We start from the raw sequence: 298 nt of genomic DNA on the forward strand, positions 1-298 counted from the left end.
GAAGTGGTGGAAAGCTGGCTGGAGGCGTTGGTAGAACGACTGCCGCGTGACGCGAACGGAGAAAAACAGCCCATGTTGTGGTGATGGACAATGCGGCTTTTCACAAAGGCGGGAGAGTGAAAGAGATTATGAAGAAAGCGCGCTGTTTGTTGCTTTACTTGCCGCCTTATTTGCCGCAGTTTAATCCGATAGAGCGTTGCTGGTTGTCAGTCAAATGCAAGGTGAGGCAGTGGCTGGATTGGGGGATGGATTTGCGCCAGGCCGTGGAGCGGGCTTTGGTAGAGCATGAGGCTTAGGG

The 298-nt window shown here is 53.7% G+C and carries 1 protein-coding gene; it reads left to right on the forward strand.

Annotated elements, in window-relative coordinates; genetic code table 11:
* Positions 1-77 precede the first annotated feature (77 nt).
* Positions 78-296, forward strand: a complete 219-nt coding sequence (locus EII32_RS12750; protein ID WP_410524587.1) for a transposase — start codon at positions 78-80, stop codon at positions 294-296.
* The last annotated feature ends 2 nt before the right edge of the window (positions 297-298 follow it).

The sequence above is a fragment of the Prevotella sp. OH937_COT-195 genome (assembly GCF_003932845.1).
Lineage (GTDB): Bacteria > Bacteroidota > Bacteroidia > Bacteroidales > Bacteroidaceae > Prevotella.